The 26,572-nt window shown below is 55.4% G+C and carries 18 protein-coding genes; 12 read left to right on the forward strand and 6 right to left on the reverse strand.

What is annotated here, in order from left to right:
* Window positions 1–72: 72 nt before the first annotated feature.
* The 3 genes from PHQ58_RS00180 to PHQ58_RS00190 are packed head-to-tail and all read right to left on the reverse strand — an operon-like array spanning window position 73 to window position 3,087.
* The gene (locus tag PHQ58_RS00180) at window positions 73–1,497 is read right to left on the reverse strand and encodes a DUF389 domain-containing protein (protein ID WP_300105557.1); all 1,425 of its coding nucleotides are present in this window, start codon (window positions 1,495–1,497) and stop codon (window positions 73–75) included.
* Between the two features lie 3 nt (window positions 1,498–1,500).
* Window positions 1,501–2,274, reverse strand: a complete 774-nt coding sequence (gene cysE / locus PHQ58_RS00185) for a serine O-acetyltransferase (RefSeq protein WP_300105558.1) — start codon at window positions 2,272–2,274, stop codon at window positions 1,501–1,503.
* Between the two features lie 9 nt (window positions 2,275–2,283).
* Window positions 2,284–3,087, reverse strand: a complete 804-nt coding sequence (locus PHQ58_RS00190; protein WP_300105560.1) for an RNA methyltransferase — start codon at window positions 3,085–3,087, stop codon at window positions 2,284–2,286.
* A gap of 110 nt (window positions 3,088–3,197) precedes the next feature.
* Between PHQ58_RS00190 and PHQ58_RS00195 the strand changes: the two genes are divergently transcribed.
* Window positions 3,198–4,139, forward strand: coding sequence for an inositol monophosphatase family protein (locus tag PHQ58_RS00195; RefSeq protein ID WP_300105562.1), 942 nt, complete (start codon window positions 3,198–3,200; stop codon window positions 4,137–4,139).
* Here PHQ58_RS00195 and PHQ58_RS00200 read toward each other — a convergent pair.
* Window positions 4,136–6,640: an EAL domain-containing protein gene (locus PHQ58_RS00200; RefSeq protein WP_300105564.1), complete on the reverse strand. Its 2,505-nt coding sequence runs from the start codon at window positions 6,638–6,640 to the stop codon at window positions 4,136–4,138. The genes PHQ58_RS00195 and PHQ58_RS00200 overlap by 4 nt on opposite strands.
* Window positions 6,641–6,764: 124 nt before the next feature.
* On the opposite strand from PHQ58_RS00200, the gene PHQ58_RS00205 reads away from it, so the two are divergent.
* The 4 genes from PHQ58_RS00205 to PHQ58_RS00220 all read left to right on the forward strand — a co-directional run bounded on the left by PHQ58_RS00205 (window position 6,765) and on the right by PHQ58_RS00220 (window position 14,839).
* Entirely contained in the window at window positions 6,765–10,205 is a 3,441-nt protein-coding gene (locus PHQ58_RS00205; RefSeq protein WP_300105566.1) for a PAS domain-containing hybrid sensor histidine kinase/response regulator, read from the forward strand.
* 58 nt (window positions 10,206–10,263) lie between these two features.
* A complete protein-coding gene (gene mutS, locus PHQ58_RS00210; RefSeq protein ID WP_300105568.1) occupies window positions 10,264–12,876 on the forward strand; it encodes a DNA mismatch repair protein MutS in 2,613 nt (870 codons plus the stop codon).
* Window positions 12,877–13,114: 238 nt separating this feature from the next.
* Window positions 13,115–13,942 (forward strand): proteasome-type protease, encoded by an 828-nt coding sequence (locus tag PHQ58_RS00215; protein ID WP_300105570.1) that lies wholly within the window; start codon window positions 13,115–13,117, stop codon window positions 13,940–13,942.
* Between the two features lie 60 nt (window positions 13,943–14,002).
* Window positions 14,003–14,839, forward strand: coding sequence for an alpha/beta hydrolase (locus PHQ58_RS00220; RefSeq protein WP_300105572.1), 837 nt, complete (start codon window positions 14,003–14,005; stop codon window positions 14,837–14,839).
* A gap of 59 nt (window positions 14,840–14,898) precedes the next feature.
* Here the strand turns inward: PHQ58_RS00220 and PHQ58_RS00225 are convergent, their stop codons facing one another.
* Window positions 14,899–15,732, reverse strand: coding sequence for an undecaprenyl-diphosphate phosphatase (locus tag PHQ58_RS00225; protein WP_300105574.1), 834 nt, complete (start codon window positions 15,730–15,732; stop codon window positions 14,899–14,901).
* Window positions 15,733–15,833: 101 nt separating this feature from the next.
* On the opposite strand from PHQ58_RS00225, the gene PHQ58_RS23600 reads away from it, so the two are divergent.
* Window positions 15,834–17,120: an LON peptidase substrate-binding domain-containing protein gene (locus PHQ58_RS23600; protein WP_367187256.1), complete on the forward strand. Its 1,287-nt coding sequence runs from the start codon at window positions 15,834–15,836 to the stop codon at window positions 17,118–17,120.
* On the opposite strand, the gene PHQ58_RS00235 is transcribed toward PHQ58_RS23600, so the two are convergent.
* Window positions 17,106–18,299 carry a DUF2157 domain-containing protein gene (locus PHQ58_RS00235; RefSeq protein WP_300105576.1) on the reverse strand — a complete coding sequence of 398 codons (1,194 nt, stop codon included), beginning with the start codon at window positions 18,297–18,299 and terminating at the stop codon, window positions 17,106–17,108. The genes PHQ58_RS23600 and PHQ58_RS00235 overlap by 15 nt on opposite strands.
* A 94-nt stretch (window positions 18,300–18,393) precedes the next feature.
* Here PHQ58_RS00235 and PHQ58_RS00240 point away from each other — a divergent pair, with 94 nt between their 5' ends.
* The 6 genes from PHQ58_RS00240 (at window position 18,394) to PHQ58_RS00265 (ending at window position 26,289) form a co-directional block, all read left to right on the forward strand.
* The gene (locus PHQ58_RS00240; RefSeq protein WP_300105578.1) at window positions 18,394–20,223 is read left to right on the forward strand and encodes a glutamine--tRNA ligase/YqeY domain fusion protein; all 1,830 of its coding nucleotides are present in this window, start codon (window positions 18,394–18,396) and stop codon (window positions 20,221–20,223) included.
* Between the two features lie 91 nt (window positions 20,224–20,314).
* Window positions 20,315–22,423, forward strand: coding sequence for a hypothetical protein (locus PHQ58_RS00245; RefSeq protein ID WP_300105580.1), 2,109 nt, complete (start codon window positions 20,315–20,317; stop codon window positions 22,421–22,423).
* A gap of 1 nt (window position 22,424) precedes the next feature.
* The gene (locus PHQ58_RS00250; protein ID WP_300105582.1) at window positions 22,425–23,312 is read left to right on the forward strand and encodes a RelA/SpoT domain-containing protein; all 888 of its coding nucleotides are present in this window, start codon (window positions 22,425–22,427) and stop codon (window positions 23,310–23,312) included.
* Window positions 23,313–23,339: 27 nt separating this feature from the next.
* On the forward strand, window positions 23,340–24,224 hold the full coding sequence (locus tag PHQ58_RS00255) for a GIY-YIG nuclease family protein (protein WP_300105584.1): 885 nt from the start codon (window positions 23,340–23,342) through the stop codon (window positions 24,222–24,224).
* Window positions 24,225–24,279: 55 nt separating this feature from the next.
* Complete coding sequence (locus tag PHQ58_RS00260; RefSeq protein ID WP_300105586.1) at window positions 24,280–24,600, forward strand: nucleotidyltransferase domain-containing protein; 321 nt, start codon at window positions 24,280–24,282, stop codon at window positions 24,598–24,600.
* A 978-nt stretch (window positions 24,601–25,578) separates the two neighbouring features.
* Window positions 25,579–26,289, forward strand: a complete 711-nt coding sequence (locus PHQ58_RS00265) for a PEP-CTERM sorting domain-containing protein (protein WP_300105588.1) — start codon at window positions 25,579–25,581, stop codon at window positions 26,287–26,289.
* The last annotated feature ends 283 nt before the right edge of the window (window positions 26,290–26,572 follow it).

Genomic DNA, 26,572 nt, shown 5'->3' on the forward strand with positions numbered 1-26,572 from the left:
TTTGGCTATTTCACGCCCTACCGGTCAAATGCCATCCCATTGGCCGATCTTTATCGCAACGGCAAAGCGCGCTTAACGCTTCTTTTTGACCACCGGTGCGGGCTTGGCCGGCGCAACCACCAACACCTCCAGCCGCACGTCCTGTACATCAGCCAAACCGGCTCGGGTTCGCAGCCCCTGGCGCAGGCGCTCTTGCTCATCGTCGCCCAAGGCATTGCGCAATTGCAACTGCACCAGCAGCAAAGGTCGAGTGGTCTGCGATTGAAGCGGTGCGCCAGGCTTGGCAGCCACCGACTGCAATCCCGAACTCACACTGAGTTGCAAAGCCTGCGGAAACTGCGCTTGCACCTCGCGGTAAATGGCCTGCAACGGCAACTCTGAGGCGGCTGCCTTTTGCTCCGCCTGCAACTGGCCTTGCAGCGCGGCGATGCGGGCTTCACGCTCGGCAATATCCACACGGTTGGACTGCACAAACTCATTGAGCAGGTCTTTCTTGACCAGGTTCATGTCCAACATGGCCTGGCCAGACTGCACCAGCGCCAATTTGACATCGGGCAAACCGTACTCGGGCAAGCGCTGCTCAACGGCCTTGATGTCGGCCTCTGACAGACGGTCACCCACCAAGTTGACGCGCAATTGCCGCGCCTTGAAGTTGGGCTCTTGCGAGACCACCAGCACATTGGGTTTGGCGCGCAGCACCTCCTGCACGAATCGGGCAGCGTGCGAGTCAAACCACTCGCGCTGCACCAGATTCACGGCCAAAAACACACTCGGAACCAAGGTCAACAGCACCACTACACCGACCACGGTGCGCCGCTTGAACAAAGATCGGGTTTCGAGAATGGACAAACTGGGCAGGCGCATCACACGCACCATCATCAAGGTGGCAATGGCAATGAACACGCAGTTGATGGCAAACAGGTAAAACGCGCCCAAAAAATACGACAGGTTGCCGGTGGCCAGCCCATAGCCAGCGGTGCACAACGGCGGCATCAAGGCAGTGGCAATGGCCACGCCCGGAATCAGGTTGGATTTAACCTGGCGCGTGACGCCAATCACCCCGGCAAGGCCACCAAAAAGCGCAATCAGCACGTCCCAAATCGACGGTGTGGTGCGCGCCAGCAATTCTGAATGCGCCTGCGTCAGCGGTGTGATCCAGAAATAAAGCGTGGAGGCAACCAAGCTGATGAGTGCTGCCAGACCCAGATTGAACAGCGATGAGCGCATCAGGGCCGAGTCGTTGATGCCTGCGCCGTAGCCCAGCGCCATGATGGGCCCCATCAAGGGCGAGATCAGCATGGCACCAATCACCACGGCGGTGGAATTGACGTTCAGGCCAATGGAGGCAATCAGAATCGCAAAAATCAGCACCCACAAATTGGTGCCGCGAAACTCCACACCGCTGCGGAACGTGGCATCAATATCGGCCAGTTCGGCCTGGTCGTGCCTGAGATCAAAGCGGGCATAAAGGCGGCGTTTCAGCGAGTCCAGTGTCATAGCTTATTTGCCAACCAGCTGATTGAGTTTGTCGGCCTCAAAATGCTCATGCAGCGCGGCATCTAGCGGGACGATGGTGGCCACCTGGCGCGGGCAATTGAGTTGCTCGATGGCGTGCCACAACATGGCGATTTGATGTTCCTGAGTGGCAGCGTTGTCGATCAGGCCGCGCATGGCTTGGCTTAACGGGTCGTCATTTTGCGTGACGCCGTAGGCGGAAAAGCCCATTTTGGACGCCACTTCTTCACGCTTGACATCTTGATCGGCCTGGATGATGCGTGCCGGGTTGCCCACCGCTGTAGCCCCTGCCGGCACCGGCTTGGTGACCACCGCATTAGAGCCCACCTTGGCGCCGTCGCCCACGGTAAAACCACCCAGCACCTGCGCACCCGCCCCCACCACCACGCCACGGCCCAGCGTGGGGTGGCGCTTGGTGCCCTTGTAAAGCGAGGTACCGCCCAGCGTCACACCCTGGTAAATGGTGCAGCCGTCACCAATTTCAGCGGTTTCGCCGACCACCACGCCCATGGCATGGTCAAAAAACACCCGCTCACCAATTTTGGCACCGGGGTGGATCTCAATGCCGGTCAAAAACCGGGCCATGTGCGAAGTGAAACGCCCAAGCCACTTGAAGTCACGCGTCCAAAAGTAGTGCGCCAGGCGGTGCAGCATGACGGCGTGCAGGCCCGGGTAACAGGTCAGCACCTCCCAGTTGCTACGCGCTGCCGGGTCGCGCTCCAGGATGCATTGAACGTCGGATTTGAGTCTTGAAAACATCGTTTGAGTCTAATCTTTGGTGCAAACCTCTGAGGCCAGCAGGGGTTGGGGCAAAGTTTGCGGTTTGATCATCATCTTGGCCATGCCGCGCAGAATGTGAATTTCTTCCTGGGTCAACCCGGCCCGATTAAAGAGCTGATTCAGGCGGGGCATGAGTTTTTTGGGTGACTCAGGGTCCAGAAAGCCAATATGGGTGAGCGCCTTCTCCAAGTGCGCCAGCATGCCCGCCACTTGGGCCGCATCAGCCAGCACGGGCACGTTGGTGGCGGCTTCCACCGGGTACGCTGCAAGCGCCTCGCGCCAATCATAGGCAATCACTTGCAGGGCGGCACCCAGATTGAGGGAGCCAAACTTGGGGTTGCTGGGAATGCTCAGGCACACATGGCAGCGGTACACGTCTTCGTTGCGCATGCCAAAGCGCTCTGAGCCAAACAAGAAGGCGATGCCCATATTTTTAGCGTTTTCAGGCTCCATCCCCTGTTCCTCTTGCATTAATAGCTCTTTTTTTAATAGCAAATCAAAATGCTTGCGCGGCGTGGTGGTGGGCGGGCCAAAGTCACGCGGGGTCATGGCTGTTGCACACAGGTGGGTCATGCCATCCAGTGCCTCGTCAAGGGTGTCGACGATGCGGGCGTTTTTAAGCACATCCAGCGCACCACTGGCGCGCTGGATGGTTTCCTCACGATTGAGCACGTTGGCCCAACGCGGCGCCACCAGCACCAGATCATCAAAACCCATGGTTTTCATGGCCCGCGCGGCAGCGCCGACATTGCCGGCATGGCTGGTGTTGATCAGGATAAATCGGGTCTGCATGGTCGGGGCCGTTAAAATGGCGTATTGTCGCTGCCCGCATCGTCGAACAGCACAGACGCTCATCCATTACACAGGCACCGGGTTTTACCTTTGGCGCCACAACAAAATCTATGAATCCTTCAAACTTGCACCCCATGATCAACGTGGCCGTGAAGGCCGCCCGCGCTGCTGGCGCCATCATCAACCGCGCCGCACTTGACGTGGAATCGGTCCGCGTGTCGCAAAAACAAGTCAACGACTTCGTGACCGAAGTGGACCAGGCCTCTGAAGAACTCATCATCGAAACCCTGCTGGGCGCCTACCCCGGCCACGCCATCTGGGCCGAAGAATCTGGCCGCGTGCATGGCGCGCAAGACTCTGATTTTGTCTGGATCATCGACCCGCTGGACGGCACCACCAACTTCATCCACGGCCTGCCGGTGTACTGCGTGAGCATTGCGCTGGCCGTCAAGGGCAAGGTTGAACAAGCCGTCATCTACGACCCAACACGCAACGACCTCTTCACCGCTACCAAAGGCCGGGGTGCTTACGTGAACAACCGCCGCATTCGCGTGGCCAAGCGCACCCGCTTGCAAGAGTGCCTGATTTCCACCGGATTCCCGTACCGTCAGGAAGACGACATCAACACCTACCTGCGCATCATGGGCGACATGATTCCGCGCACTGCCGGTTTGCGGCGCCCCGGGTCTGCCGCGCTGGATTTGGCTTATGTAGCCGCCGGCTTTACCGATGGTTTTTTCGAGACAGGCCTGCAGCCCTGGGACGTGGCTGCGGGCTCACTGCTGATCACCGAAGCCGGTGGCTTGGTGGGCAATTTCTCAGGCGATGCCAATTTTCTGGAACAAAAAGAATGCATGGCGGCCAACCCGCGTATTTACGGCCAAATGGTGGCTTTGCTTGGCAAGTACAGCAAGTTTGCCGGGGCTGGCGACAAGGCCACGGTACGGGCAACAGTGGCTGAAATGGCCAAGGCGACAGAGTTGGCCAACGTGACGGCAGAAGAAGCCGAGCCCACAGCGCCCGCGCCCAGTCTGCCAGACGCACCGTTTTAATCAGGTGGGGGCGCCAGGCGCCCCAGGCGCAGTTGCTCAATCGGCACGGGCTTGCTGAACAAATAGCCCTGAAAGAAAGCGCAGCCACTTTGAAGTAAAAATTCAAATTGACCCCGCTCTTCCACACCTTCCGCCACCACCCGTAAATTCAGGCTTTGCCCCAATGTCAGCACCATGTTGGCAATGGCGGCATCGCTCAGGTCAGCCAACACATCGCGCACAAACGACTGATCGATCTTGAGCTGGTCCAGTGGCAGGCGCTTGAGGTAGGACAGGCTGGAATAGCCGGTACCAAAATCATCCAGCGCAAACGACACATGGGCATCGCGCAGGTTTTGCATTTTGTCAATCACGTCCGGCATGTCGATAACCAGCAGGCTCTCGGTGATTTCAAGCTTGAGCAAGTGTGGGTCGGCACCGGTAGAACGCAGCACATGGAGCACCTGGTCAACAAAATCGGGGTGCCGAAACTGACGCGCACTCACATTAACAGCCATGGTGAGCCCAGCGGTGTCTGGCTGGCCGCGCCAGCTCACCAGTTGCTCGCAGGCCGTGCGCAGCACCCATTGACCCAGCGGCACGATCAGCCCCGTGTGTTCAGCTTGGGCAATGAATTCGCCCGGTGCCAAAAGTCCCCGTTTGGGGTGCTGCCAGCGCACCAACGCCTCAACGCCCACCACCACGCCATGGCGGTCTACCACTGGCTGGTAATGCAGCACCCACTCAGAGCGCTCAAGCGCCAAGCGCAAATCTCGCTCCACTGCGGTGCGCTGCGCCACCATGGCCTGCATGGCCGGGTCAAAAAACCGCATGGTGTTGCGCCCGGCCGCCTTGCTCTCGTACATCGCCAAATCGGCCCGCTTGAGCAGTTCTTCCACCGACTCCACTTGTTTGCATAACAAGGCCACGCCCAAACTGGGCGTGCTGTGGTGCTCCTGCATGCCCAGCAGGTAGACTTGGTTGAGTTTGGCAAGAATCTTTCTTCCCACCTGTTCAACCCGCGCCGTGACGGCTTCAATGTCGCTGCCAAGGTCTTCCAGCACCACCACAAATTCATCGCCGCCCAGCCGGGCCACGGTGTCCACTTCACGCACGCTGCTCTGCAGCCGCGCAGCCACCTGGCACAACAGCATGTCGCCGACATCATGGCCCATGGTGTCGTTCAGATCCTTGAAGTTGTCCAGATCAATGAACAACACCGCGCCGCACTGGTCATGCCGGGCCGCGCCCAGCAGCGCCACATGCAGACGCTCGGTCAAAAGGCGTCGGTTTGGTAAACCAGTGAGCGCGTCATAAAACGCCAGACGCTCAATTTTTTCCTCTGCCAGTTTGCGCTCCGTGATGTCGCGCCCAATGCCTTGGTAGCCCGTAAATTTGCCAGCGGCATCAAACATCGGGGCACCGCTGATGGCAGCCCACATCAGCGAGCCGTCAGGCCGCAGCCGCTGCATTTCAAAGTCATGAAACACCTCATGTGCGGCAAGCGCTGCCCGGTGCGCGTCCCACTGCGACGGGCTGACACCCTCAACACCAGAGTTCCACCGGGTCTTACCGACGTAGTTGCCGCGAGGCAAGACGTTCAATGCTTCCAGATTGCCTGCCACCTGTACAAACCTGAACTGTTCGTCTTGCTCCCAGTACCAGTCGGACGACAACTCCGTCAGGGCCCTGAAACGGCTGGTGATTTTCTGAATAAACCCCAGCTTGTCGCGTAAGTCCAGCGCAACTTCGCGCTCACGGGTGATGTCCTGCACCATGCCAAACGCCTGAGCCGATGCCCCAAAGCTGTCGTCGTTCAAACGTTGTATGCGTGTGCGGTGCCAATGCAAGCTGCCATCCGGGTGCTGCCAGCGGTATTCCAGGATTTGGCCATCCAAAACGTGCTGCGCCTGGGCGAACGCGGGCAGGTCGTCTGGATGAATGCGGCTTTGCGCGTCCGTGCTGGTCTGGACTGACCCCGGCGGCAAGCCCGCCAACTGGTACAGTCCTTTGGACCAAACCAGACGCTGCTGGTCATCAGCAGATGTCCAGTACCCCACCGAGGCCAGACTTTCCATGGCCTCAAACATAGCAAGTTGCTGCTTCAAACGTGCATTGGTCACCAGAAGCAACTGCTCGCTGGCCCGCAAGGCCACTTGGGCCGCCTGCGCGTCAGTGACATCTTTCAGGTAACTCAGCAAGTAGCGCACGCCACGCAATTCCAGACGCACCACATTCACCTGCAGCACCAGTGGGGCATGGCCGTGCCTGTCAAGCGTCAGGTGAAGATCGCGCAGTTCGCCGGTGTCACGCAAGGCCGCCAAGGCCTCGCTGCGCTGGGCCACACTGGGCCACATGCCCACATCCACCGAGTTGCGCCCCAGCACCTGCTGTGCACTCATGCCCGTGAGCCGCGTCCACTCGGCATTGACATCCACATACAAACCGTCACTCTCCAAACTGAGCGACACCGCCATGGGAATCTGGTTGAACAACAACTGCCGGTCGTTGGAATCAATCATGGGTGACCGCCCGCATCTCCGCATTTGTCATCACACCTGCCTCTCGTTTAAAAATCTGCCCATGTCTTTCGGCTGAACTGTACAGTGTGCCAAAGATAGGTATAGAGCTCACGGAGAATATTCAATGACTGCCCCAACAAACCGATCTGCCAGAGACACCGCATTGACCAGCTCTGCAGCCGCCATTCGCCAACGGGCGCAAGCTATCCTTAGTGAAGGCATTGATCCATCGTTGGGGCCAATGGATTCTATGTCCATTGAGTCCATCAGGCAAGTCATCCACGAACTGAGCGTGCACCAGATTGAGCTGGAACTGCAAAACGACGAACTGCGCCGCGCACAAGTGCAGTTGGCGAATGCCAATGCGCGCTATTTCGATCTCTACGACCTGGCCCCGGTGGGTTATTGCACCATCAGCGCCACCGGGTTGATCCTGCAAGCCAATCTGAGTGTGGCCACACTGTTGGGACTGACCCGAAGCGAAATGGTTAATCGCTCGTTATTTCAATTTATACGCCAAACCGACCAAGACAGCTTTTATTTGTTACGCAGGCGGCTCATCGACACTGGCAAAACGCAAACTGACGAGTTGCGGATGGTCAAAAAGGACGGCATCCAATTTTGGGCACAGCTGGTGGCCAGCGTCGTGCTGGATGAAGAAGGTTTGCCAACGCAGCGCATTGTGCTGACTGATATCAGCGTGCGCAAACAAGCCGAAGAAGCGCTGCGTCTGAGTGAGGCCAAGATCCGTGCCACGCTAGAAGCCATCCCTGATTTGATGTTTGAACTTGGTCTGGATGGTCGTTACTATGACTTTTACAGCCCACGCACCGAGTTGCTGGTTGCGCCGCCGCAAGACCTGATGGCAACGCTGGTAGCCGACACGATGCCAGCCGCTTCAGCAGCTGTCGTCATGGCCGCCTTGCAGGAAGCGAATCAATTTGGCTTCTCCAATGGCAAACAGTTTCCGCTGGCCCTGCCACAGGGCAAAAAATGGTTTGAGCTTTCGGTTTCTCGCAAAGCAGCAGAACGGGGTGAGGAACGCTTTGTTGTGCTGTCACGGGACATCACGGACAGAATCGAGTCGCAAGAAAAACTGCAAGCCAGTGAAGTCAGGTACTACAGCGTCGTGTCGGCACTGACCGAGGCCATTGTCACGCTTGCGCGTGACGGATCCGTCACAACGTGGAATGATGCAGCCGAACGCCTTCTGGGCCTGTCACCCGAGGCGATGCCGAGCGGACGGGCGCTTGATCCGCGATGGCGAACCATTCATGAAGACGGCTCTGAATTCCCGGCAGAAATCCGTCCCAGTCGGACGGCGTTGCGCACGGGAAAGCCGCAATTGAACGTCATCATGGGAATTTACAAACCCAATGCCAAGCTGACATGGGTCTCGGTCAATGCTGTGCCCATGTTCGATCCTGGAGACCCCTTGCCTGCCACTGTGGTGGTATCGTTCCTGGACATCACCGCACGCAAGGCAGCCGAGGCGGAGCTGGAGCAACACCGCCAGCACCTGGAAGAATTGGTCGCAAAGCGAACCCAAGAAATTGAAACACTCAACGCTGAGCTGACCACCAAAGCCCGTGATGCAGAGGCCGCCAGCCGCGCCAAGGGGTCCTTCCTGGCCACCATGAGCCATGAGCTGCGCACGCCCCTCAATGCCGTCGTCGGGCTAGCCGGGCTGTTGACCGACTCATCAATGAGCCGTCGTCAGCGCGACTATGCTGAAAAAATCAAACTATCGGCGCAGGCCCTGCGCACCCTGATTGACGACATACTTGATTACTCTAAAATTGAAGCTGGCGAATTGCGACTGGAGCACGCCCCCTTTTCTTTGAACGCCATCCTGCACACTGCGGCGACGGTTATCGGTGTCAGCCTGGCGCACAAGCCTCTTGAGGCTTTTTTTGACTTGGCACCCGACGTTCCTGACGCGCTGGTTGGCGACGCTTTGCGCTTGCAGCAGATTTTGCTGAACCTGACCAGCAACGCAGTCAAATTCACCAGCACGGGCGCAATCGTGGTCTCGGTGCGCCGTGCAGAGTCGCCGCCAGGCGGTGAAATCAATCTGCGAATCTGCGTACGTGATACCGGCATTGGCATTGCGCCCGATCAACTCAGCGCAATTTTTGATGCATTCACACAAGCCGATGCCTCCACCAGCCGCATGTATGGTGGCACCGGCTTGGGTTTGGCCATCAGCACGCGGCTCGCTACCTTGATGGGTGGGCGAATCTGGGTTGAAAGCACCCTTGGACAAGGCAGCGAATTTCACCTGGAAGTGCCATTGACCCTGGGCTGCAACCTGCCCCAAACGGCACCAGAAGGTGTCCCGTCAAACCTGAGTATCTTGATTGTGGATGACCAAGCCCTTGGCCGCGATATCTTGATGCGAACCTGCGCTGGCTTCGGCTGGCACGCCAGTGCAGTCAATTCCGGTGCCGAAGGTTTGCAAGAGTTGCATCGCAGTGCTGCAGCAGGTGAAGACTACGACCTGATGTTGCTGGACTGGCAAATGCCGGACATGAATGGACTGGAGATGCTCCGCCAAGCCTATTTGACACCCGGCATTGGTTTGCCTTTGGTGGTCTTGATGGCACCTTTTTTTGAACTGGAGCGGGCGGTGGCCGCCAGCGATGACATTGAACTTGACGGCATTGTCACCAAACCCATGTTGCCAAGTAGTCTGCTGGAAGCAGTGGAAGGCGCGTACTCTGGGGACTACCCCTCAGTTCTTCCAGCAGCCGCCATCAGCAATGTGCGGCTGGCAGGCCTGCGCCTGCTGGTGGCCGAAGACAACCCACTCAATCAGGAGGTGATTGAGCAAATCCTCACCCGCGCCGGCGCCAAGGTGGTGCTGGTTGGAGACGGCATTGCCGCGGTGCAGACACTTGGCTTGGGCGCTGATCATTTTGACGCGGTACTGATGGACATCCAGATGCCGCTGATGGACGGCTACACCGCGACCCGAATCATCCGCGAAGAGCTCGGCCTGGTTGATTTGCCCATCATTGCCATCACCGCCTTTGCCCAGCCCGAAGACCATGAAAAAACCCGGCTGGCCGGCATGGTGGGGCATATCGTCAAGCCGCTGGACGTTGAAGATCTGCTGGACCTGCTGGTGGCAGAACGCCGGTCTATTGTTGGGCAATCGATCAATCAAACAGCTTTCGCGCCACGGAATATGAGCGCTGTCAGCAAGCTGCCCGGGCTGGATATCGCCGCTGGCCTGGCTACGTTTGGCGGGGATGCCAAAAAATATGCGGATATCCTGCACAGGTTCATGTTGCAGCATGGCGATGACATCGATGCAGCCCACCACCAGATCAGCAGTCACAACCCGGAAGCGGCTCTTCATTTGCTGCATGGTCTGAGTGGCATTGCCGGTTTGTTGCAGGCCCATGAACTGGCAAGCTTGGCCAGGACCGCAGAGGAAGCGCTGAGAAACGGCGACGCCCAAGCGATACAGCCCTTACTGGAGAAACTTCAAGCCGCCATGGTCAGCGTCAAGGCGTCCTTACAACAATTTGACGCCATGGATGCTGGAACTCGGACTTGAGACCGCCCGGCACGCAACGCGCAGCGGCGTCGCAGATGAACTTGCTAGACTTCACCCGATGACCGACACCGCACCCGCCCACACCCCCATGATGGCCCAGTACTGGGGCCTCAAAGCCGACTACCCCGACACCCTGCTGTTTTACCGAATGGGGGATTTTTACGAGCTGTTTTATGCCGATGCCGAAAAAGCCGCCCGACTGCTCAACATCACCCTGACACAGCGCGGCCAGTCTGCCGGGCAGCCTGTGGTGATGGCTGGCGTGCCGTTCCACGCGGTGGACACCTACTTGGCGCGCCTGATCAAGCTGGGCGAATCAGTAGCCATTTGCGAGCAGGTGGGCGACGTAGCCACGTCCAAAGGACCGGTCGAGCGCAAGGTGGTTCGGGTGGTGACCCCTGGCACGTTGACTGACATTGAACTGCTGGCCGATAAGACCGAATCGCTGCTGCTGGCGGTGTACCAAGGCGCGCGCAACACCTGCGGACTGGCCTGGCTAAGCGTGACGCAAGGCGAGGTGATGCTGGCCGAATGCGCCAGCGACGAGCTGGCGGAGTGGGTGCTGCGCATTGGTGCTGGCGAATTAATCTTCAGCGCCGGGGCCACGCCAGCGTTTGAGTCAAAGCTGCGTACTGCCTGCGGCACCAGCGTGTCGGTAAGCGTGCGGCCCGACTGGCAGTTTGATGCCGGGCTGGGCCAACGCACCCTGCTCACCCACCTGAACGCAGCCACCTTGAGTGCCTGGGGTGCACAAGACCTGCCTCAAGCTCACGCCGCTGCTGCCGCCCTGCTGGCTTATGCCCAACACACGCAAGGCCGCCCCCTCACCCACATTCACAGCGTGCGGGTGCAGCGCGCGGGCGAACTCATCGACCTGCCCCAAACCACCCGGCGCAACCTGGAGCTCACCCAAACCCTGCGCGGCGAAGAGTCACCCACCCTGTTTTCGCTGCTGGACACCTGCATGACCGGCATGGGCAGCCGCCTGCTTAAGAGCTGGCTGCTGCAGCCCAAACGTGACCGCGCGCAAGCCCAACAACGCCTGAACGCCATTGCCGTGCTGCGAGCTTCCCAGCCCAGTGCATCCACCGGCTTGTGGCAAGCCTTGCGCGATCAGCTCAAAGGCAGCACCGATGTGGAGCGCATCACCGCCCGCATCGCGCTGCGCCAGGCACGTCCGCGTGAGCTTCTAGGCCTGTTGAAAACACTACAAAAAACAGAGCGTCTTTCGCCCATTATTAAAGGGCTAGAGGTCAATTTGACTCATATTTCAGAGCAACTAATGCCACCGGAAGGTTGCGCTGAATTGTTGGCCCACGCCATTGCGCCCGAACCCGCCGCTCTGGTGCGCGATGGCGGTGTGATCGCCACGGGCTTTGATGCTGAACTCGACGAGTTACGCGCCATCCAGACCAACTGCGACAGCTTTCTGCTGGACCTGGAAGGGCGCGAAAAAGCCCGCACCGGCATTGCCAACTTGCGTGTGCAGTTCAACCGGGTGCATGGCTTCTTCATCGAAGTGTCGCAAGGCCAGCTAGATAAAGTGCCTGACGACTACCGCCGCCGCCAAACCCTGAAAAATGCCGAGCGTTTCATCACCCCCGAGCTCAAAGCCTTTGAAGACAAAGCCTTAAGTGCCTCAGAGCGTGCCCTGGCGCGTGAAAAATGGCTGTACGAGCAGCTGCTCGATGCCCTGCAAGCGCATGTGCCCGCCCTGACCCGGCTGGCCCGCGCGCTGGCCACGCTGGACGCCCTGTGTGCCCTGGCCGAGCGCAGCCTGACACTTGACTGGTGCGCCCCCCAGTTTGCCAAAGAGCCCTGTCTGGACATCATCCAGGGCCGCCACCCCGTGGTGCAGGCGCGCCTCGCCGAAACCAGCTCGGGCGCCTTCATCGCCAACGACACGCATTTAGGGCCAAAGCAGCGCATGCAAATCATCACCGGCCCCAACATGGGCGGTAAATCAACCTACATGCGGCAAATTGCGGTGATCACCCTTCTGTCCAGCATGGGCAGTTATGTGCCTGCGGCCAGTTGCCGCCTGGGCCCCATTGATGCCATCCACACCCGCATTGGCGCCGCCGATGACCTGGCCAACGCGCGATCAACCTTCATGCTGGAGATGCTCGAAGGTGCCCAGATCCTGCACGCAGCCACACCGAATTCGCTGGTGTTGATGGACGAAATTGGCCGCGGCACCAGCACCTTTGACGGCTTGGCGCTGGCCAGCGCGATTGCCACACAGCTGCATGACAAAACCCAGGCATACACGCTGTTTGCCACGCACTACTTTGAGCTCACCGAGTTTCCCGCCACCCACCACGGCGCTGTCAACGTGCATGTGAGCGCCGCTGAGTCTGGCCGCGACATTGTGTTTCTGCACGAAATTCAGCCTGGCCCGGCCAGCAAAAGCTACGGCATTCAGGTGGCACGGCTGGCGGGCATGCCGGCCGCGGTGCTTAACCACGCCCGCCACACGCTGGCGGCCCTTGAGTCACAGGCCAGCCAATCCCAGGCGCAGGTCGATTTGTTTGCCGAGCCACCCGCTATCGAATCAGTAGCTTCTAGCGCATTGGATACGGCGCTTTCAGCCATTAATCCTGATGAATTAAGCCCGCGTGAGGCGCTCGAGGCGTTGTACCGGTTGAAGAAGATTGGCAGTTCGGCGTAGGTGCAACGACTGTTGCTCTTGGCGTTTATGGCATCAAAACCCGCTGATTTCCAGCCGTTGGGCTGAACACAGTTTGGGTTCTCGCGCTGGGGCGAGGCAACCCCGCCGGCCGATCAGTGGGCCAAACAATCAGATACCAAGCCAGTAATTGGCATCGAACTTGCGTCGAAGCCAGGATGCGCCCTGATATGCCGGACAATCCTTCGTTCCTGAAAAAGACTTTTCCACACTTCAAAATATGACTTACTGCGTCGCCATCAAACTCAATGCCGGACTGGTTTTCTTGTCCGACTCCCGCACCAACGCCGGCCTGGACCAGATCAGCACTTTCCGCAAAATGATCGTCTACGAGAAGCCAGACGACCGCTTCATGGTGTTGTTGTCGGCCGGCAACCTGAGCATTTCGCAGTCGGTGCGCGAGATTTTGCAAGTTGAGCAACTCAAGGAACACCCTGACAGCGAACCCATCACCATCTGGAACGCCAAAAGCATGTTTGATGTGGCCCGCGTGCTGGGTGCGGCCATTCGCCATGTGTACGAGCGCGATGCAGAATCGCTCAAGCAAGCCGGGGTTGACTTCAATGTGTCGTTGATTTTTGGTGGCCAGATCAAGGGCGAAGCCATGCGCCTGTTCCAGGTGTATTCGGCTGGTAACTTCATTGAAGCCACACCTGAGACGCCTTACTTCCAGGTCGGTGAATCCAAATACGGCAAGCCGGTGCTTGACCGCGTCATTACCCCCGCAACCCCACTGGATGAGGCTGCCAAGTGCGCGCTGGTGTCGATGGACTCAACCCTTAAGTCCAACCTGTCGGTGGGTCTGCCACTGGACTTGGTGGTGTATGAGGCCAACCAGTTCCACACCGACAAAATCGTCTGCATTGACGAAAACAACCCCTACTTCAAAATGATGCACAACAGCTGGGGCGTGAAACTCCGCGAGGTGTTTGACAGCATTGAAGACCCCATGTGGAACGGCGAGCAAACCAGCGTGCCGCTGATGCAATCCTCTGGACGCAACCTGCCCCTAAAGAAAATCAGCACGCCGCAAGAAAAGTTAATCTGATACTTTGCGTGACAGACCAAGATTTGCGAAGCAAATTTGCTCTGTTACCAACTGATCAAAATGCACCGCAAAGCCCTTACCCCCATCGTTTTCTCCCACGCCAACAGTTTCGGCGCGGCCACCTATGGCATGTTGTTTGGGGAATTGACGGCCCGTGGCTTTGCTGTGTCGGCCATTGACCAATTTGGCCACGACCCGCGTTACCCGGTCACCAACAACTGGCCGCACCTGGTGCAGCAATTGGTGGATTTCACGCAGGCCACGGTCGATGAAACAAAAGAGCCTGTCTTTCTGGTGGGCCACTCATTGGGTGGCTTCCTGAGTTTGATGGCTGCCAGCCAGGCCCCCAAGCTGGTACGCGGCGTGTTGCTGCTGGATTCGCCCATTGTGGGTGGCTGGCGTGCCGCTGCCTTGGGGCTGGCCAAACACACACAACTTGTGGGCTCGGTGTCGCCCGGCGCGGTGAGCCGCAAGCGGCGCAAGCATTGGCCCGATGCTGACGCAGCGCTGGCGCATTTCAAGAGCAAAAAAGCCTTCTCTAAATGGCACCCACAAGTGCTGGCGGATTACATCGCCCATGGCACCCACGATGAGTTGGTCAATGGCCACACCCAGCGTGTGCTGAGCTTTGAGCGTGAGGTGGAAACCGCTATTTACAACACCTTGCCAAGTAACTTTGAGGCACTCATCAAACGCCACCCGGTCAAATGCCCGGTGGCGTTCATGGGCGGCACCCACTCTGCTGAAATCCGTCAGGTGGGAATGGCCCTGACCCAGCGCATCACCCAGGGCCGCATCATGATGCTCGATGGCAGCCACCTGTTTCCCATGGAAAAACCGTTGGTGACCGCTGCTGCCATTGAAGCGGCCTTGCTCAACCTACAAAGCCTAGGCTGAAACTTTGCGGCGCACACCGCAGCCCTGTGCGGCGCGCCAGCTCTGACGTCAGGCATTCATCAAGCCGCCCAGGTTACCGTGCCGGTCCAGGCCGTGGCAAGCACCACGATGCCGAAGACAATGCGGTAATACGCAAAACCAACAAAGCTGTGGTTGGCGATGTAGCGCAACAGCCAGCGAATGCACAGCCAGGCGCTGAAAAACGACACCACCAAGCCCACGGTAAACATCGGCACGTCAGCCATGGACAGCAGCCCGCGTTCTTTGTACAGGCTGTAGGCTCCCGCACCAATCAGCGTTGGAATGGCCAGGTAGAACGAAAAATCAGTGGCCGCCTTGCGTGACAGACCCAGCAACATGCCGCCAATGATGGTGGCACCGCTGCGGCTGGTGCCCGGAATCATGGCCAGGCACTGCACCAGACCAACCTTCAGGGCATCCATCGCCGTCATGGCGTCTACGTCCTGGATGCGCGCCACGGCAGGATTTTTCTCCTGACGTCGCTCCGCCCAGAGGATGATGAAACCACCGATGATGAAGGTGCTGGCCACCACCACCGGGGTGAACAAGTTGGCCTTGATGGCTTTGCCAAACAGAAGGCCCAAAATCACCGCAGGAAAAAACGCAATGGCGACATTCAAGGCAAACCGCTGTGCCTGTTTTTCGGTAGGAAGCGCCACCACGGTGTCGCGTATTTTTTGCCAGTAGACCAGAATCACAGCAAAGATGGCCCCGGTCTGGATGGCAATGTCAAACACCTTGGCTTTTTCATCGTCAAAGCCCAGCAAGGCACCCGCCAAAATCAAATGCCCGGTGCTTGAAATCGGCAAAAACTCGGTCAACCCCTCTACCAACCCCATGATGGCGGCCTTGATCAGCAACACAATATCCACAAAAACTCCCTGATTTAGAACCCGTGGATTATGGCGGGACAGCGCACAGACAAACTCTGGGCAATCATGGGATGATCTGCACCAAGATTGAAGTCACTGACATGTTGCAAGCCCTCACACTTAGCTCCCTCCCGCTGTTCCCGTTGGGCACCGTGCTGTTCCCTGGCGGCTACCTGCCGCTGCAGATTTTCGAGGTGCGTTACCTTGACATGGTTGGCAAGTGCTTCAAGGCCGAAGCACCGTTTGGCATCGTCACCCTCAAGCAAGGCAGTGAGGTGCGTCAAGCCCCCTGCAGCGAGGCCGGCGGCGACAGCTTTGCGCAGGAAATCTTTTACCCCGTGGGCACACTGGCACGCATCACCAGCCTGAGCCGGCCGCAGCCTGGGCTGATGTTGATTCAATGCACAGGGCTGCAGCGCTTTGAAGTCACCCAGCACGAATTGCTCAAGCACGGCTTGTGGGTGGCCAATGTGAGCGTGATCCCGGATGACCAGCGCGTGCCCATTCCTGATGACCTGCAGCCCGTGGCCAATACGCTTGAGCGGGTCATCAACACCTTGCAGGCGCAGGGCACCAGCCCTGAGCAAATGCCCATGCAACCGCCCTACCTACTGAACGACTGCGCTTGGGTGGCCAACCGCTGGTGCGAGCTGCTGCCCATGACACCAGAGCTCAAAAACCGCCTGATGGCGCTGGACAACCCGCTGGTGCGTCTGGAGCTGGTGAGCGATTTGCTGGAGCGCAACGGTATTTCGACGTGGTTACAGAATAAAGTGCTGACTTCGGAGAAACACACCATGAGCATTCGTTACACCAACGTCATCAACCACCTGCCTGAGACCAAAATGCGTCTTTACCCCACCAAGGTGATCAACATCATTGGCGGGCCGGGCAGCGACAAATCGCTGTTTTCAGCGGCCATCGTTTTGTATTTGAGCCTGCGCGGCAAAACGGTGGAAACCATTCCTGATTACGCCAAGTCACTGGTCTGGCAGCAAAATTTCGAGGTGCTGAAAAACCAGTATTTCATTGCCCAGCGCCAATATGAAATGCTCAAGCTGATTGACGGCCAGGTGCATTTTTTGATCACCGAATGCTCACTGCCCCAGATTTTGTTTTACAACGAAAACTACGCCGACAACATTTGCGACATAGCCAAAACCCGCGAGCAAATTCTGGAGTGGTACCGCCAGAACGACAACATCAACATTCTGGTGCAGCGCGGCGACAAAAATTACGTGCGCACCGGCCGTTTTCAGGACGAAGAACAAGCGCGTGAAGTGGACCAGGGCCTGCGTGAAATTCTGGACCGCGAGCACCTGCCCTACACCGTGTTGCCACCTGATGTGACCACCATCAACGCATTCGCCGAGTCACTGCTGGTGTAAGGGCAGCCATGAGGAAAAGGCGGCGTTGATGCGCTCTTCATTGCGCTGCCACCAAATCCCCAGGGCCACCACGCCCAGGCCCAACAGGGTCAGCGCAAACGGAAACATCAGGCTGTCGCCAAACACCTTGTAGGACAGGTAGCCCAAATACATGGCCACACCCAGGCCACCAAACACCGTGAACACCCGTCGGCCCAAGGCCGCGCCGACAAACACCAGCACCACATTGATCAGGCAATACACCGCCTTGCCTATTTCTGAATCAGAGTCGCGCAGGTTCAAACCGCCCCAAAACATCAGCGTGCCAAAAAGGTACAACCAAAAGGCATAGTCTTGGCGCCACTCGGGCGCTGTGGCGCGCCGGCAGCGCACGTCCACCCACAGGGCGATGAACACGGTGGCAATGCCAAACACCAAAGACACGTCGCGAATGAACTTCCAGTCCCACAGACCCACGTCGGTCCACAGGGCATGGGCCACGTCCATGTTCATGTACCACAGCGTCACCGCAATCGGCATCACCATGAACGGCAGGCGGTAGCGCCACAGCATCACCACCCCGGCAATCAGCGTGGCAAATTCAAGCGTCAGCCAACGCCAGTTGACGTGGGTGTGGTAGGCCGAAAAACTGCTCAAGCCCCCCGGCGGCCACAACCCCAAGCCGTGCTGCACCGACCACACCACCAGTGGCACCAGCACCACGGCCAGCGTGGCCAAAATTCCGGCTGGAACCGGCAGGCTGCGTTTTTTCAAATGGTCAGCTACCAACAAGCAGGCCAGCAAATAACCCGTGCCAATCAATGCCAGACCCCAGGCGCCAAAAGACTGCCAGCCCAAGGTCATGAAAAGAGACATGGCCCCAATCGCAACCATGCCGCCAAAGTAATACAAGGTGTTGGTGAAACTGAAACGCGGCCCGCCCTGCGGCGCAGATGGCGCCTTCACCAAGGATGCCGCAGCAACGGCAGGAGCCTGTGTCACGCAGCCGTCGGCCACCCAACGCGCCCACAGCGGTCGCGCCTCTGCCGCAGCAATGGCACCCGCAGCCACAGCCGCCTCAATGTCGCTCCAACCCAGGATGAGCCGCACGCCGGGCTGAAAAATGTCGTCAACCGCAGGTGCCTCAGACGGGCGGGGGGAGGCGCCGATGACTCGGGTGTCTTCAAAATCTTTGCTCATGGCAGCTTGCTTTCCTGATTGACGGGCTCACTGGTACGCACCATACCGCAGTTCATCCAGTGGCAAACCGGGGGTGCCGACTAAAATTGTTTACATGAGTCAAAACACCCCCGCCAAATCCTCTGCCCCAGCCACCGCCAACGCCTCTGACACAGTCAAACCCAGCAATTTCCTGCGCCAGATCATCGAATCTGACCTGGAAAAAGGCACCTACGCCACCCGCCGCTGGGCTGGCAGCCCCGGCGATGCCGCGCACCACGCCGCAGGGCAGCCAGACCCGGCCAAAATCCGCACCCGCTTCCCGCCCGAGCCCAACGGCTACCTGCACATTGGCCACGCCAAAAGCATCTGCCTCAACTTTGGCCTGGCACGCGACTACGGTGGCGTGTGCCACCTGCGCTTTGACGACACCAACCCCGAAAAAGAAGACACCGAATACGTCAACAGCATCATCGACGCCGTCAAATGGCTCGGCTTTGACTGGAACGGCGCGCCCGACGCCCCCGCCTACCAAGCCAGCGACTACTTCGACTTCATGTACCGCGCCGCCGAGCATTTGATTGAAGCCGGCCACGCCTATGTGGACGAACAAACGCCCGAGCAAATGCGCATCAACCGTGGCGACTTCGGCAAAGCCGGTGTGGACAGCCCGTTCCGCACCCGCACGCCAGCCGAGAACCTGGCCCGCTTCCGCGAAATGCGCGACGGCAAGCACGAAGACGGATCGATGGTGCTGCGCGCCAAAATCGACATGGCCTCGCCCAACATCAACATGCGTGACCCGGCCATTTACCGCATTCGCCGCGCCACCCACCACAACACGGGCGACAAATGGTGCATCTACCCGATGTACACCTTTGCCCACCCGATTGAAGATGCGCTGGAACAAATCACCCACAGCATTTGCACGCTTGAGTTTGAAGACCAACGCCCGTTTTACGACTGGCTGATGGAGCGCCTGATTGAAGGCGGCCTGCTGAGCGCCCCGCCGCCCAAGCAATACGAATTTGCCCGCCTCAACCTCACCTACGTCATCACCAGCAAACGCAAACTCGCGCAACTGGTGAACGAGAACAAGGTCAACGGCTGGGACGACCCGCGCATGCCAACCATCGTCGGCCTGCGCCGCCGTGGCTACACACCCGAGAGCTTGCGCTTGTTTGCCGAGCGCATTGGCGTGACCAAAAGCGACAGCTGGATCGACTACAGCACGCTGGAAGGTTGCCTGCGCGAAGACCTGGAAGTCAAAGCGCACCGTGGCATGGCCGTGCTGAACCCAGTCAAACTCGTGCTGACCAACTGGGACGACCTGATGGGCGCCGACCACCTGGAGCCCTGCACCCAGCCAGCCCTGCCCCACCCGCCCGAAGGTGTGGAGCCACCACCCCCGCGCCACTTCACCATTGGCAAAGAAGTGTGGATTGAACGCGAAGACTTTGAAGAAGTGCCACCCAAAGGCTACAAACGCCTGTTCCCCGGCAACAAAGTGCGCCTGAAAGGCGGCTACGTGATCGAATGCACCGGCTGCACCAAAGACGCCGATGGCAAGATTACCGAAGTGCTGGCCACCGTGGTGCCCGACACCAAGAGCGGCACCCCCGGCAGCGACCTGGTCAAAGTCAAAGCCGCCATCACCTGGGTCGGCGTGGCCAACGGCGTCAACGCCGAAGTGCGCCTGTACGACCGCCTGTTCAGCGACGCCCAACCCGATGCGGGCGGCAAAGACTTCTTGGAATGTTTGAACCCGAACAGCCTGAAAGTGGTGACCGCGATTGTTGAGCCTTCACTGGCCAATGCGTTGCCGGGGCAGAACTTCCAGTTTGAGCGGCATGGGTACTTTGTGGCGGATCGGGTGGATCATGTTCAGGGGACCAAACCGGTGTTTAATCTGGCGGTGGGGTTGAAGGATAGTTGGGGGAAGTAACACCGGAGTCACAAGGTCTAATTGCTTCAATATAAGGAATAAAAAAATGAAACCTTATATTAAAAAATAAAAACATACAGGGAGAAAATAAATGGAACTAAAATTAAAAAGAAAACTTGAAGATATATATAAAATATATGGATTTGAGTTAGCAAAAAATTACGTATCAGACAAAGTAATAGTTTTTACTTTAAAAACAGGATATTTTGACAATGCAGACATTGTCCCATTATCTGAAACATCTAGCACAGATCAAGCATTCAAAGACTTTTCTGCGACTGGATATGCATGTACAAAACGTCAATTCCTAGATTCAAGTGAGGCGGAGCGTCAATTATTTAAAGGGTTCTTTTCGGTCGACTCAATTCTTCATCGACTTGAAAATGATTACATTCGCTTCACAACAGCAATTGTCTCACCCATTGCAGACGATGCAAAATACGAGTACATAAATGCTCCTTATAAGGTAAACGGCAAGATTGGAGTAGAAACTCCGGCAAATGAAATACTATCACGGCTTAAATCAAATAAACCAACACTTTTTTTAATAGAAGCCGCTGCTGGTTTCGGAAAAACTTGTACAGCATATGAAATTGTTCATTCATTAAAAGAAAAAGGGGAATATCTACCATTATTCTCTGAACTCTCAAGAAATCGTCAAGCACGTGTATTTAGGTACATTCTTTTAGATGAAATAGACAGAACATTCCCCGCTTTGAGTTCTAGACTTGTACAAGCGGAAATGACAAATGGGCGAGTGATAACAATCCTTGATGGCTTCGATGAATTACTTCGAAAGACAGATGACGGGAATGAGTTTGAAAGTCGCGAGCCTATGCTTGAGACAATTGGTGAATTTTTGACAGGCAATGCAAAAATTGTTTTAACAACAAGAAGAACCGTTTTATTTGAAGGTGATGCATTTCATACATGGATAGACAAGCACTCTACTGACTTTGATTTTGTTCGTATAAGGCTTAATGAACCAAGAGTATCAGACTGGCTGCCACAAAGTAGATTTGAAGCATTAAATAAATCTGATCTTAATATTTCAAATTTAGCCAATCCCGTACTACTATCTTACTTAAGACTTATTTCCGATGATAAATTTTATTCCGCCATAGAATCACCGCATGAACTTATAGACAAGTATTTTGAGTTCATGTTAGAGCGCGAGCGTAAACGTCAAGACCTGCGAATTGGAATTGAATCCCAAGAGAAAATATTAGAATCAATTGCTGATGATATGATTGAATATAGCTATACCTCAGAGCAGAGAGACTATATAGTTGATCACATTCAGAAAGTAAACTCAAAAATAATTGACGAGTCGTTGCTATCCTACCCAGCCACAGAAAGGCCGACAAAGGAAGAAATTGCAAACAAGTTAGCAAGCCATGCACTACTAGATCGTAGTAGCAGGGAACCAAATAAAATCGGCTTTATAAATGAATTTGTTTTTGGCCATTTTATTGCCAAAAATATAATAAAAGCAAAAGAATGGATCAATGACGACCTTCGATTCATCGAGCCGGCAATAGTTTCTTATCAGCCGCGTACAGCAGATATGAAGACAACGCTATGGAACAAGTTATCCGCTTCAACTGAATTCCTCTCAATATCAAACAAAATAGATATAAGCCTACGCTTAAAAAACTGCATTGATTTTGAGTTAAAAGATGGAGAAGCCGAAGGCCTAGAAATTGAAAAAATTGAAATCGGAACTCTTTCAATTAAAAATTTCCAATTTAACGAATGCATTTTTAAAAACTGTGGATTTAAACTTAATAATCTTTCAGACGTTACATTTTTGAATTGTAAATTCTATGAAAATAAAATTTTAGAAGACATATCGACCGGTCCAGTTCATTTACTCGGACCAATTGGTGATCAAGAATTCATTCAAAATTTACTAGCTGCACTTGGTCCAGCACCAGAAGAAATACAACCTGACAGACAGCTAAGTTTAGAAAAATTTATCTTAGAAAAGTTTTGGCCTGTCGGTCGCGAAACAATAACGCACAAACATCGTCCAATAAAAGGACTTTGTGCAAACAGCGGTGACTACCGCCCAACTGAGCTATACGAAGCTATTTCATCCCTAAAGAAAAAAAATATTCTTTTATCGCCAATGCGTGTTTCTTTCGTTGAACTTAACTTCAATGAGCTTCAAGCAATAAAAGACATAATTTCTCGCTGATATGCAAAGTAATTACAAATACCTTGCAGATGTTCTTCGACGTCAAATTGAAGACACTCTTTTCCGAGTAGGAATTCTATGTCGAGTTTTTTCACGAGGAAAAGATGAAAAATCATTAAATGACAAACTAACCCGCGAAACAAATAAATACTCAATTACAGGAAAATTAATTCAAGACACAATTGGAATACGTGTTGCATTATATTTCTCAGAAGATATCGAGGTTGTAAAACAGTTGCTATGTGACAAATATGAGGTTGATAAAAATAGCTCTGTAATTGACACACCAAAAACTGACCAATTTACAGTAAGCCGATACAATCTTATTTTTAAAACCCCATCTGACTACATTAATGAACATAAAATTGCAATTGGAAAAATGCCTATTGATTATTGTTTCGAGGTCCAACTCAGAAGTATTCTTTCAGAAGGTTGGCATGAAGTAGAGCATGACCTTCGGTATAAGAGCAAATCTTACTGGGAAGGACAAGATGATCTTAGTCGCATGCTAAATGGAATCGTGGCAACTCTTGAAACAGCAGAATGGAGCATGCGCCGAATATTTGATGACTTGGCATATCGACATTATAAAAATAAAAACTGGATCGCCATGCTTCACAGTAAACTACGCATGCGTGTTGCCCCTCATTTATCACATGAAATATTAACATTTCTTAATGAAAACAATGATGCAGCTAAAGATGCTTCAAGAATTGACAGAATTGAAGTTATAAGAGTACTTTCGCAGGCAAAACCACGAATCCCCGTCACTCTAGACAATATAATTTATATTTGGAACTTACTACATAAAAAAGATTTAATTCTTCTTAAAATAACACCAAATATAATTTCCACAGCACTAGAAGATCTAGAATATATATCAGTTTAGCGCTATATATCTCCATCGATTCTTTAAATGCCCCGCCCCCAAACCATCCAAATCTACCTCCCCACAGGCGACCCGCGCGGCATGCGGGTGGCTGAGATCACGACGCGCATTGTTCGCGTGATCGAAGTGCCGCGCAGCCAGTTGGCTGAGTTCCTCAAGCTGCCCGAGGCGCAGCAGGTGGGTGTGTACTTCTTGCTGGGCGAGCTGTCGGAGGCGGGTTTGCCGCGCGTGTACATCGGCCAGTCCGGCTGCGTTGGCACCCGGCTGGTGCAGCACAACCAAAACAAAGACTTCTGGAACCGGGCGCTGGTGGTGATTTCGCTCACCAACAGCCTGACGCAAACGCACGCGCTGTTTCTGGAGTGGTTTGCCATTCAGCAGGCAACCCAGGCCGGGCGCTACAGCCTGGAGAACGGCAACGCCGGGGCTCGGCCTCACACGCCCGCGCCACTGGAGGCGGACTGCCACGAGATTTTCGAGACCGCTGCCACACTCGTCGCCACGCTGGGCCAGCCGATCTTTGAGCCGCTCACCGGCGCGCCGCAGCAGACGGATGGCAAGCCCCAGGCGCCAGAGTTGTTTTATTGCAAAGGGCCGCAGGCCAACGCTGTGGGTGAATACACCTCCGAGGGTTTCGTGGTTCACAAGGGCTCGACCACTCGCCTCATCAACGTGGCGTCCATTGACGGCACCCCGCAAGTGCGCTTTCGCCAGCAATTGGTGACGGATGGCGTGCTGACGCAGAGCGGCGACTCCTACGTTTTCACGCGCGATTACTTGTTCACCAGCCCCAGCTTGGCCGCATGTGTCGTGATGGGCCGCTCGGCTAACGGCTGGCTGGAGTGGAAGACAGATCACGGTCAGACTTTGGACAGCGCCAAGCGCCAGACGGTGAGTTTGGAAGCCGGGTAGTCGCTATCTTTTAAATAGCTACTTGCGCATATAAGACGTGGGCTAGAGGCTAATTTTGCATATAAGTTATGCCAACCTAATCCAATCCCCTCAAAAATTCACCCATGCACCCTGCCAGCGCTACCGCATCAGTCGGCTGGAGGTGTTTGGCTCGGTCGCACGGGCAGACGACTTCAACCCAGCCAGCAGCGACGCCGACTTTTTGGTGGAATTCGCACCCGACGCATTGCCCGGCCTTGATACGTTTTTCGACGCCAAGGCTGATTTAGAAAAATTGTTGGGTCGTGGCGTGGATTTGATAGAACCGGGCGCCGTGCGCAACCCCTTTGTGCTGGCCAGCATCAACCGCAACCGCGAAGCCGTCTATGCAGCGTGATCCGCGCGCCTTTCTATGGGACGTCCGCTAGGCGGCGTTGGCGATCCAGTCATTCCCGGCTGGGATGGATGCAGCTGTATTTGCAGCCAACGAGATGGCACAGTCGGCTGTAGAGCGCGGCAACGGGTCTACTGAAGCCCGTCGAGTGAAAACGGGACAAATTTTGGGCGGCTGACTTCAACAGGCTGTTATGCACAGTTCCCAGTTATGGGCAATTGCCGTTTGAAGTGAGTTGCCTGTCATTGGCAAATTCATACCAATGCAAGGTTTCTTTCTCTACATAATTTCATCGGTCAGCATTTGACTAAGCCTCGGAACGGCGAGCCAATGATGAGCGTGGTTTTACGTGTTCTGAGCACTATTTGATACTCGCCTCCATTGGGCGGGGGTGACTTTGACACAAATGCGTGGCATGTACGCACTACAGCGGAAACGCACGACTAGAAAATTTTGAGGTGTAAGAATCAGCAGAATTATGGTGAGTTGCAACTTCCAGACATCCGAAGAAAGTCAACATCCATGCGGCTTCCACGCGAAATGCCAAATCAAACTGTTCATAACTGGGAACTGTGCATAAGGGTCTTTATGCAGAGATGTACATAGAGGCTGATAGCGGTAGTTGCGGTTTGCGATTTGCCTCCCCTAAACCAGCCGTTCGCGCTTTCATAGAGTTGTGCGCCGGGTCCGGACTCTATGTGATAGCTGTGATGCGCAGATAGCTCAGGGTGTCAAAATTGAACTGGATTGGGACTTGCCTGTATAAGCCGCACCAGACTTTGTGGCCGATCAGTGCATTAATTGGTCAATCAGAGAATCGGTGATTTTGCAGCGCTGCGACACTGAGCATGATTTGAAGTGACCGTGCTTTCGTTTCTACGGTGGCAAGCGAATTCTGTGAAATATGCGACAGGGTCATGTCGAAAAAACTTACAGTTACTATAGTCTCTTCCAAAAAATGTCTGTAAGTGGTTGATTTGCATGCTGTATGAAATTGGCTTGGATCTTGCTTGGTTGTTAATGTGCCATCCTTTTAAACCATCTTTGGAAAATGTAATGTCCTTACTAAATCAATTTCGCAAGGCAGCTTTCGTTGCATTGGCCATAGCGTCCGCGCTGTTGACCAACGTGTCGGCAAACGCCACCGTACTGAACTTCAATTCTCAACCTGAGGGGTACTGGGTGTCGTCCATCGTCGAGCAAGGCTATACAGTTAGCACCATCTCCGATGGTTTGGGCGCCAACAATGCTGACCTCTGGCCCAGCAATGGCACCACCCATTTGATGTCCTGGACCAACGGCAGTAGCACTTCGGGCTTCACTCTCAGCGCCAACGACAGTTCTGTTTTTGCTGTCACGTCGTTTGCTTTCGCCAGTGGCTATGTTCTTGGTTATACCCCGGTGACTTCGCTGACCGTGTCCGGCACTGGTGGCGACGTGGCCTTCAGCCAGACTTTCACCAGCAATGTGGACTTCTTCGACTTTGGCCCGTCGCTGACAGAGCTATCCTTGGCAGGAGGCCACACGGCAACCCAGTACACATTCACTGCAATAGGTGCCAACAACCGTGCTATTTTTGACGACATCAACATCGGTGCAACCGTGAATGCAGTTCCGGAGCCGGGTTCACTTGCGCTGATCGGTCTAGGTATCGCTGGGCTGGCGGCAGTGCGCCGTCGCAAATCCGCGTGATTGTCCGTTGACTCGTCTTAAAAACGGCACCTTCGGGTGCCGTTTTTTTGCTTGCAAGAGAGTTTGATTCAGTACCAGCCAAGACCGGCATGTGCGCTCCCATGTCTGTGTGGTGGAGGGAGGGGGTGCAGGCAGACCACTGGACTACCCAGAAGATGGTATTCGTGGCTGTCTGGTAACGCTGCCTTGCAGGTGCCCCCTCAATAATCTATTGATGCATCGGGTGGCGTATTTGCGCCGGATAGAGTGCCTTTTTAGTCGGAATATGCACCTGAGCAGCAGC

Origin of the sequence: Rhodoferax sp. (genome assembly GCF_028688795.1) — a bacterium.
Classification (GTDB): Bacteria; Pseudomonadota; Gammaproteobacteria; order Burkholderiales; family Burkholderiaceae_C; genus Rhodoferax.

Bases quoted from the DNA above. Each gene is read 5' to 3' on its own strand.
- PHQ58_RS00180 (WP_300105557.1), bottom strand. From the start codon at position 1,497: ATGACACTGGACTCGCTGAAACGCCGCCTTTATGCCCGCTTTGATCTC.
- cysE (WP_300105558.1), bottom strand. From the start codon at position 2,274: ATGTTTTCAAGACTCAAATCCGACGTTCAATGCATCCTGGAGCGCGAC.
- PHQ58_RS00190 (WP_300105560.1), bottom strand. From the start codon at position 3,087: ATGCAGACCCGATTTATCCTGATCAACACCAGCCATGCCGGCAATGTC.
- PHQ58_RS00195 (WP_300105562.1), top strand. From the start codon at position 3,198: ATGAATCCTTCAAACTTGCACCCCATGATCAACGTGGCCGTGAAGGCC.
- PHQ58_RS00200 (WP_300105564.1), bottom strand. From the start codon at position 6,640: ATGATTGATTCCAACGACCGGCAGTTGTTGTTCAACCAGATTCCCATG.
- PHQ58_RS00205 (WP_300105566.1), top strand. From the start codon at position 6,765: ATGACTGCCCCAACAAACCGATCTGCCAGAGACACCGCATTGACCAGC.
- mutS (WP_300105568.1), top strand. From the start codon at position 10,264: ATGACCGACACCGCACCCGCCCACACCCCCATGATGGCCCAGTACTGG.
- PHQ58_RS00215 (WP_300105570.1), top strand. From the start codon at position 13,115: ATGACTTACTGCGTCGCCATCAAACTCAATGCCGGACTGGTTTTCTTG.
- PHQ58_RS00220 (WP_300105572.1), top strand. From the start codon at position 14,003: ATGCACCGCAAAGCCCTTACCCCCATCGTTTTCTCCCACGCCAACAGT.
- PHQ58_RS23600 (WP_367187256.1), top strand. From the start codon at position 15,834: ATGTTGCAAGCCCTCACACTTAGCTCCCTCCCGCTGTTCCCGTTGGGC.
- PHQ58_RS00235 (WP_300105576.1), bottom strand. From the start codon at position 18,299: ATGAGCAAAGATTTTGAAGACACCCGAGTCATCGGCGCCTCCCCCCGC.
- PHQ58_RS00240 (WP_300105578.1), top strand. From the start codon at position 18,394: ATGAGTCAAAACACCCCCGCCAAATCCTCTGCCCCAGCCACCGCCAAC.
- PHQ58_RS00245 (WP_300105580.1), top strand. From the start codon at position 20,315: ATGGAACTAAAATTAAAAAGAAAACTTGAAGATATATATAAAATATAT.
- PHQ58_RS00250 (WP_300105582.1), top strand. From the start codon at position 22,425: ATGCAAAGTAATTACAAATACCTTGCAGATGTTCTTCGACGTCAAATT.
- PHQ58_RS00255 (WP_300105584.1), top strand. From the start codon at position 23,340: ATGCCCCGCCCCCAAACCATCCAAATCTACCTCCCCACAGGCGACCCG.
- PHQ58_RS00265 (WP_300105588.1), top strand. From the start codon at position 25,579: ATGCTGTATGAAATTGGCTTGGATCTTGCTTGGTTGTTAATGTGCCAT.